This is a genomic window from Caulobacter sp. B11 (genome assembly GCF_002737765.1).
Taxonomy (GTDB): Bacteria; Pseudomonadota; Alphaproteobacteria; order Caulobacterales; family Caulobacteraceae; genus Caulobacter.
In genome coordinates, this window is record NZ_PEGG01000179.1 from 1 (window position 1) to 7,611 (window position 7,611).

A 7,611-nucleotide genomic window follows, 5' to 3' on the forward strand; every position below is an offset into this window, starting at 1 on the left:
CGTCACCGACCTGCGTTTTGTCTGCCTGCTGGCCGCTCGCATCGGGGTCGAGACCCTGCGCGCCGCCCACCCGGACGTGCCGATCTGGACCGCCGCCATTGACGCCGAGCTCAATGACCACGGCTATATCGTGCCCGGGCCTGGCGACGCCGGAGACCGGACGTTCGGGACGCGCTGACCGGGTCTGACAGGACGCTAGCCCTGGCGGTCAGCCGGGTTTGACGAACCCGTCCGGAGACGGCCAGCGTCCTGGCGGAAGGCTCAGGGGCGACGGTGGAGGACGCCGTCCTTGATCACCAGAACGACGGCCTTCGTCGCCGCGATGTCCCGGGTCGGATCGCCGGACACCGCGATAAGGTCGGCCACGAACCCTGGCTTCAGACGTCCCAGGTCCTCCTGGCGACGCAAGACCTTGGCGTCGACGGCCGTGGCGGCCAACAGGGCCTGCGCCGGGGTCAAGCCCAGTTGGACCATCCAGACCAGTTCCCGGGCGTTGTCGCCGTGCCGAAAGACCCCGACGTCGCTGCCCATGCCGATGGTGACGCCGCTCTTCAGGGCCAGCCTGAAGGCGCGCTCGGCGGCCTGCATGGCGGGGGTGGGCGGCGTCTTGCCGGCGACATAGCCGCCGAAATAGGTCGAGGTGCTCTCGCTGGCCGTCAGGGTCGGGAAATAGGCGACGCCGCGTTCGGCCATCAGCTTGAAGGTGGCTTCGGAGCCGCCATAGCCGTGCTCGATGCTGTCGACGCCCGCCAGGATGGCGCGGCGCATGCCCTCGTCGCTGGAGGCGTGGACCGACACCGGCCGGCCGCCGGAATGGGCGGCGTCGACCATGGCCTCCAGTTCCTCGAGGCTGAAGGTCGGCTGGGTCGAGCCGTCGGGACCGACCCGATAGTCGGCATAGATCTTGATCCAGTCGGCGCCGGCGCCCGCCTGTTCGCGCACCGCCCTGACCGCCTCGTCGACGCCGCTGGCCTCCTGGGCGCCCTGGGGCAGGTCGGCGTCGGGATTGTAGTTGCGGCGGGCCGGGCCATAGGCGCCGGTCGCGACAATGGCCCTTGTGGCCACGAACAGACGCGGACCGGGGATCAGGCGGTCGGCGATGGCGCGCTTGAGCGAGACGTCCGCCACGCCGGCGCCCTCGGTGCCCAGGTCGCGCAGGGTGGTGAAGCCGGCGTCCAGCGTGGCCTTGGCCTGCACGGTGGCGCGGATGATCCGGTAGTCCGGCGCCTCCTTCAGCACCTGATCGTCCCACGAGGTCTCGTTATAGGGATGCAGGAGCAGGTGGCTGTGAAGGTCCATCAGGCCGGGGATCACCGTCGCGCCCGGCAGCTCGATGACCTCGGCCCCGGTCGCGTCGAGGTCGGCGGCCGGACCGACGGCGGCGATCTTGCCATCGCGGACCAGCACACCCCAGCCCTCGTGGGGCGGCCCGGCGTCCTCGGCGGTCCAGACGCGCGCGGGCTTGAGCAGGATCGGCTGGGCGGCCAGGGCGAGGCCGGGCGTCAAGGCCAGGGCGAGGGCGGTGATGATCTGGCGCATGGACGACTCGCTGGCGAAGGACGAGGTCAGCTAACCTGAATTTCCCGCCCGCCCCAATCTTCCGTCATGCCCGCCCGGCAACCTTATGCGCCAGGCCGCCGCGGCGTACCGGGCCTGATAGTCCGGGTGCTCAGTCCCCATCCAACGGTCCCACCAAGTGAACCAGGCCGCATAGTTCCAGCCCGCCTGCCCGTGATGGAGGTCGTGGTGAGTCGTTGTGGTCAGGAAATCAAACAGGGGTTTGCCGTTCGGCCGCGCCGGCATGAGTTCGTAGCCAGAGTGCAGCAAGGTGTTGCGGGCGATCTGATGCACGGTGAACAGCATCCCGACCGCCCAAGGTGTCGGCGTGACGGCGTACCAGAGGATGAAGAACCCCATCGTGAGGCCCGCCTCGTGCAGGTCGAAACTGTAGGCCGTGAAGGGTGAAGGGTTGTTGCTCTTGTGGTGCGTGCGGTGAAAGCGACTGAACAGTCGCGGATCGTGCATGAGACGATGCGTCCAGTAGAAGTAGGCGTCGTGAGCCACGATCATCAGCGCCAGGCTGGTCCAGAACCAGACCGGCCCCCAGGTCGCCCCCAGCTTGGGCAACGGATAGAGTCCTGCCCGGTCCATCACGACAATGAGCAGATTGATCGTCGCGAAGGTCGCCATTGACCGGATTGAAAGGGCGAGTTCGCGAACCAGCTGACCTGGGGGCGGCGTGTCGGGCCGGATCTTTCGAGCGGCGAGAGGCGCACGCAGAATGACCCACAGGATCAGCCAGACGGCGATGGCGTAGACCAAGTAGTCCCGGATGAAGGCGAAGATACTGGCCAGCCAATTTTCGGTAAGGCCGTCGAACAAGTGCGACATGGCGATGTTCCCTGGTGAGGTCGAGCCAGGAAAGGCCAACCTCGCGCTTGAGGTCTCGCCGCGCGCCAACCTTGCGCGCTGATTTCGAAATCAGCCAGCTTGCTGCAGATCGGCCAAGGCTTGGCCAAGGGTCCGCTGGCGCCATTCGGTCGGTGTCGCCCCCGTCACGGCGCGAAAGGCTCGGTTGAAAGGACCCAGGGAGCCATAGCCCAGCTCGAAGGCGATGACGGCGATTGTCGTCCTGGCCTGCAACGGGTCGCTCAAGCGCGCCTTGGCCGCTTCGATACGTCGGGCGTTCAGGAACGCGGCGAAGTTGCGATAGCCGAGGTGGCCATTGATGAACTTGCGCAGCCGGTGTTCGGGAACACCGACCTCCGCAGCGAGATCGCCGATGCTCAAGCCCTCGCGCCGCCAGATTTCGGTGGCCATCACGGTTTCCAGGCGGGCAAGCTCAAGCCGTTCGGCGACTTGCGTGCGCGTATCGCCGCCGCTGGGCGCGGCCCGTCGCGATGGCCCAAACAGGGATGGACTGGCGGTGAGGAAGAAGGCGCCGGCCGCCAGCAGCAGGATGGCGATCAGTCGCCCGCCCCAAGCCTGTCCGACCAGAAACTGAAACCAGACGCCGACCGGATGGACGCGACTCTGCAGCGCAATGATCAGGTTCACGATTCCGAACACGACAGCCGCGCCCAGAATGACGCTCCGCAGCTGCCGCCGCGTCTCAATCATGTCGTCACGCCAGCCTTGGGCCACGATGAAGCCCACATGAACGGTGAGCACCCCTCCAAACAGATTGCGCGCCGTCCACAGCCACCCATTCCAGGGCGGCGACGAAGCCGTCATGATGAGCCCGGAAACCAGGAGGGCGGCTGCCGGGCTCATGTTGCGCCAGGTGATTGGGCGATCGGCGAAGACGGCCAGACCAAAGAGCCAGAAGAAGCCCGCCATCGGATAGGCGAGCAGCAGGATCAGATCGGCGTTGCCGAACGCGCGCCACAGCGGCTCGGACTCGGTGATCAACCAGGCGATCATGCCGATGCTAAAGAGCGCCGTCGCGATACGGGCATGTCGGTCAACGGCGCTTCGCCAGACAGCGGCCATCAGCAGCAGCGCCGCCCCGCAAGCGACGCCCCGCACGAACATGTCCATGAGCAGCATCGAAGGTTGCACACAGCCAGCCTAACACGCCAAGGGGCGTGTCCAAGATGGCCTACCCTCCGCTCGTTCCGAAAATCGTTCGCCGATTTTCGAGCTTGGAGCGGCGGGCGCTTCGCCCGCGGCTTGAAAACATCGGATCACCGATCCCCTGGCGGAACAGGCGAACTTCCGCTCAGGGTCGAAAGCGGCAAACCGCGACCGTGAATAGGGCGGTCTTGCAGACCCCCAACGCCAGCAAGTGTCGCGCCCGGTCAGATCCCGCCACAGGCGCCGGAAGGGCGGCAAATAAAAAGGCCGGAGCGGAACTCCGGCCTTTTCTCGTCTGGCGCTCAAGCCAATCAGATCTCCTGATTGTACTTCCCGACCCGGGTCCCCAGGCGCGGCTTCACTTCCTGGTGGAAGAGGGCGCGCATGTCGTCCTCGGAGCCGGTGCTCTCGACTACAACCACCACTTCGGGCTTGTTGGACGAGGCGCGGACCAGAACCCAGGAGCCGTCTTCCAGGTGCACGCGCACGCCGTTGACGGTAATGACCTCGACGATCTTGCGGCCGAGGATCGAACCGCCGGCCGCGAACAGGTCCTCGTATTCCTTCACCACCTCGGCGACGACGCCGTACTTCTTCTCGTCGTCGCAGTGGGGCTCATGGTCAGGGAGGTGAAGGCTACGGGCAGGGCCTTGCGCATGTCCGACAGCTTCATCCCCGGATTGCGGTCCAGCATGGCCAGCACGGCGGCGGCGGCGGTCAGGCCGCAGTCATAGCCGTAGCCCAGGGGCTTGTTCATGAAGAAGTGGCCGCTCTTCTCGAAGCCGGCCAGGGCCCCGACCTCGGCGCTCTTGCGCTTGATGTAGCTGTGACCGGTCTTCCAGTAGATCACCTTGCAGCCATGCTGCTTGAGGATCGGGTCGGTGGCGTAGAGGCCGGTCGACTTGACGTCGACCACGAAGGTCGCGCCGGGATGCAGCGGGGCCAGGTCGCGGGCCAGCATCAGACCGATCTTGTCGGCGAAGATTTCCTCGCCCTCGTCGTCGACCACGCCGCAGCGGTCGCCGTCGCCGTCGAAGCCGAAGGCCAGGTCGGCGCCGCTTTCCCGGACGGCCGCGGCCATCGAGTGCAGCATTTCCAGGTCTTCCGGGTTCGGATTGTATTTCGGGAAGGTGTAGTCGAGCTCGACATCCATGCCGATGACTTCACTCACGCCCATGCCCTTGAGGCCCTCGACCGCGAAAGCGCCGGCCGTGCCGTTGCCGCAGGCGGCGATTACCTTCAGGGGCCGGGTCAGCGACACGCGCTGGGCGACGTCGGCGATGTAGCGTTCGGCCATGCCCGCGACGCGGACCAGCTTACCGCCGTCACGCTCGACGAACTTGGCGTTCAGCACGATGTCCTTGAGGCGGCCCATCTCGTCGGGGCCGAAGGTCAGGGGGCGCTGGGCGCCCATCTTGACGCCGGTCCAGCCATTTTCGTTGTGGCTGGCGGTGACCATGGCCACGCAGGGGATGTCCAGGTCGAACTGCGCGAAATAGGCGGTGGGCGACAGGGCCAGGCCGATGTCGTGCACCTCGCAGCCGGCGCTCAGCAGGCCCAGCATCAGGGCGTTCTTGATCGAGCTGGAATAGGAGCGGAAATCGTGGCCGACCACGATCTTGCTCTGGCCTAGCTCGTGGATATAGGTGCCCAGGCCCAGACCCAGGGCTTGAATGCCCAGCAGGTTGATATCGGGTCCAAACAGCCAGCGGGCGTCGTATTCGCGAAAGCCGGTCGCCTTGACCAGCGCCTCGTTCTCATAGGCGGCGGTGTTGGGCACGAGGTCGGCGCGGGGAGCGGAGAACATAGCGGCTCGCTTCAGTTGCAATGGTCGTTGCGTTTACAGATCCACGGCCGTTACGACCAGCAGCTTCGCGTAACGGCGGTCGGAACGGGTTCGGTGTGTCAGATCACGCCGGCGCGCAGCAGGTCGTGGACATGAAGAATGCCCACCGGACGTTCCTGATCCACCACGAACAGCACGGTGATCCTCAGATCGTTCATGATCTTCAGGGCCTCGGCGGCCAAAGCCCCAGGGGCGATGGTCTTGGCCCCGCGAGTCATGACCTCGCCGGCGGTGTGGCCCATCAATCCGTCCATGTGGCGGCGCAGGTCGCCGTCGGTGATCAGGCCGGCCAGGGTTCCGTCGGCGGCGACGACCCCGACCGCGCCGAAGCGCTTTTCGCTCATCTCCAGCAGGGCCTGGGCCATCGGCGCGGTCTCGAGCGTCAGCGGCAGCTCGTTGGCCCCATGCATCAGGTCGGCCACCGTGCGCAGCATCGCCCCCAGCTTGCCGCCGGGGTGGAAAACGCGAAAATCGCTGGCGGTGAAGCCGCGACGCTCGAGCAGGGCCACGGCCAGGGCGTCGCCCAGGGCTATCTGCAGGGTGGTCGAGGTGGTCGGGGCGTTGACCTCCGCGGTCGCCTCGGGCGCGTCGGGAAGCAACAGCAGGATGTCGGCGGCCCGGCCCAGCTGGCTGTCGGTCACGGCGGTGATGGCGATGATCGGAATCGAGAACCGCTTGGCATAGGCCATGGTGTCGGACAGCTCGCGGGCCTCGCCCGACTTGGACAGGGCCAGCACGACATCGTCGGGGCCGATCATGCCCAGGTCGCCGTGGCTGGCCTCGGCGGCGTGGACGAACATGGCCGGCGCGCCCGTGGAGGCCAGGGTCGCGGCGATCTTGCGGGCCACGTGGCCGGACTTGCCGATCCCGGTGCAGACGACCCGGCCCTTGGCGGCGAACAGGGTTTCGACGGCCGTGACGAAGGTCGCGCCCAGGGTGTCGGACAACTGGACCAGGGCCTGGGCCTCGGCGGCGAGCACCCGCTGGCCGACGGCGACGGCGTTGAACGGGCTCATTGCGTGGCCGCGGCCGGGGCGCCGGCGTCGTTGACGGCGCGTTCGGCGGCTTCGGCGCGACGGCGCGCGCCCTCTTTCTCGCGGTCCATCGCCGCCTTCATTTCGGGGGTCTGCTGGATCGGGGTCGAGCCGAATGGACCGGGGGACCGGTCGCCATAGCCCTGAGGCCAGACGAGGGACAGGGCGATCATCGCGATGGCGATCAGCGCCATCAAGGGCATGAAAAGGCGATCAGGCATGTTGTGCCTATAGCACGCCGGTCAAGAACGGGGAGGGGGATGCTTGACGGCGCGCCGCTCGGGGCTTAGCCCGCCTGCCAGCAAAATTGTCTGGAGGTCCCATGCCCGTTCTCGTCCTGCTTCGCCACGGCCAGAGCCAGTGGAACCTCGAGAACCGCTTCACCGGCTGGGTCGATGTCGACCTGACCGCAGAGGGCGAGGCCCAGGCCCGCAAGGGCGGCGAACTGATCCGGGCGGCCGGCATCGATGTGGATGAGGCCTTCACCTCGGTCCAGACCCGCGCCATCCGCACCTGCAACCTGGCCCTGGATGCGGCCGAGCAGAGCTTCGTGCCGGTGACCAAGGACTGGCGGCTGAACGAGCGCCATTACGGCGGGCTGACGGGACTGAACAAGGCCGAGACCGCCGCCAAGCACGGCGAGGAACAGGTCACGATCTGGCGCCGGTCGTACGACATCCCCCGCCCGAACTGGCTCCAGGCGGCGAGTATGACTTCAGCAAGGACCGCCGCTACGCCGGCAAGGACCTGCCGGCCACCGAAAGCCTCGCCACCACCCTGGTCCGCGTCCTGCCCTATTGGACCGCCGAGATCGCGCCGAAACTCAAGGCTGGAGAGACCATCCTGGTCGCCGCGCACGGCAACTCGCTGCGCGCCATCGTCAAGCATCTGTTCGGCGTGCCGGACTCCGAGATCGTCCATGTCGAAATCCCGACCGGCAACCCGCTGGTCATCGATCTCGACGCGGATCTCAAGCCGACGGCGGCGCGCTATCTTGATGAATCCCGCGCCCAGAAGCTGCCGGATGCTCCATAGTCGCAGGCCGGCGCCAGAAACGCAGCGTTAAGAGGCTTTCCCGCATTTTACCGGTTCGGCCCGCGTTTTGGGCGATACCGTGAGCGAACATGGAAGCCTCGAGCGCGCCAGGCGAGCACC

The 7,611-nt window shown here is 66.8% G+C and carries 7 protein-coding genes and 2 pseudogenes; 3 read left to right on the forward strand and 6 right to left on the reverse strand.

What is annotated here, in order from left to right:
- On the forward strand, positions 1–178 hold a 178-nt coding region (locus tag CSW58_RS08300; protein WP_304441638.1), incomplete at its 5' end, for a uracil phosphoribosyltransferase.
- 83 nt (positions 179–261) lie between these two features.
- Here the strand turns inward: CSW58_RS08300 and CSW58_RS08305 are convergent.
- The 6 genes and pseudogenes from CSW58_RS08305 to CSW58_RS08330 form a co-directional block, all read right to left on the reverse strand.
- On the reverse strand, positions 262–1,539 hold the full coding sequence (locus CSW58_RS08305; protein WP_099446978.1) for an amidohydrolase family protein: 1,278 nt from the start codon (positions 1,537–1,539) through the stop codon (positions 262–264).
- A 30-nt stretch (positions 1,540–1,569) separates the two neighbouring features.
- A complete protein-coding gene (locus tag CSW58_RS08310) occupies positions 1,570–2,391 on the reverse strand; it encodes a sterol desaturase family protein (protein WP_099446979.1) in 822 nt (273 codons plus the stop codon).
- A gap of 90 nt (positions 2,392–2,481) precedes the next feature.
- Positions 2,482–3,549, reverse strand: a complete 1,068-nt coding sequence (locus tag CSW58_RS08315) for an AraC family transcriptional regulator (protein ID WP_099446980.1) — start codon at positions 3,547–3,549, stop codon at positions 2,482–2,484.
- 338 nt (positions 3,550–3,887) lie between these two features.
- Positions 3,888–5,383, reverse strand: a pseudogene (locus tag CSW58_RS08320) (phosphomannomutase/phosphoglucomutase).
- Positions 5,384–5,481: 98 nt separating this feature from the next.
- On the reverse strand, positions 5,482–6,438 hold the full coding sequence (locus CSW58_RS08325; protein WP_099446981.1) for an SIS domain-containing protein: 957 nt from the start codon (positions 6,436–6,438) through the stop codon (positions 5,482–5,484).
- Positions 6,435–6,659 carry a hypothetical protein gene (locus tag CSW58_RS08330; RefSeq protein WP_099446982.1) on the reverse strand — a complete coding sequence of 75 codons (225 nt, stop codon included), beginning with the start codon at positions 6,657–6,659 and terminating at the stop codon, positions 6,435–6,437. The genes CSW58_RS08325 and CSW58_RS08330 overlap by 4 nt, the downstream gene beginning before the upstream one ends.
- Before the next feature lie 119 nt (positions 6,660–6,778).
- On the opposite strand from CSW58_RS08330, the pseudogene CSW58_RS15770 reads away from it, so the two are divergent.
- Positions 6,779–7,069: pseudogene (locus tag CSW58_RS15770) on the forward strand (2,3-bisphosphoglycerate-dependent phosphoglycerate mutase); the annotation flags it as partial.
- 44 nt (positions 7,070–7,113) lie between these two features.
- A complete protein-coding gene (locus tag CSW58_RS15775; RefSeq protein WP_255406570.1) occupies positions 7,114–7,491 on the forward strand; it encodes a 2,3-bisphosphoglycerate-dependent phosphoglycerate mutase in 378 nt (125 codons plus the stop codon).
- Positions 7,492–7,611: the final 120 nt, after the last annotated feature.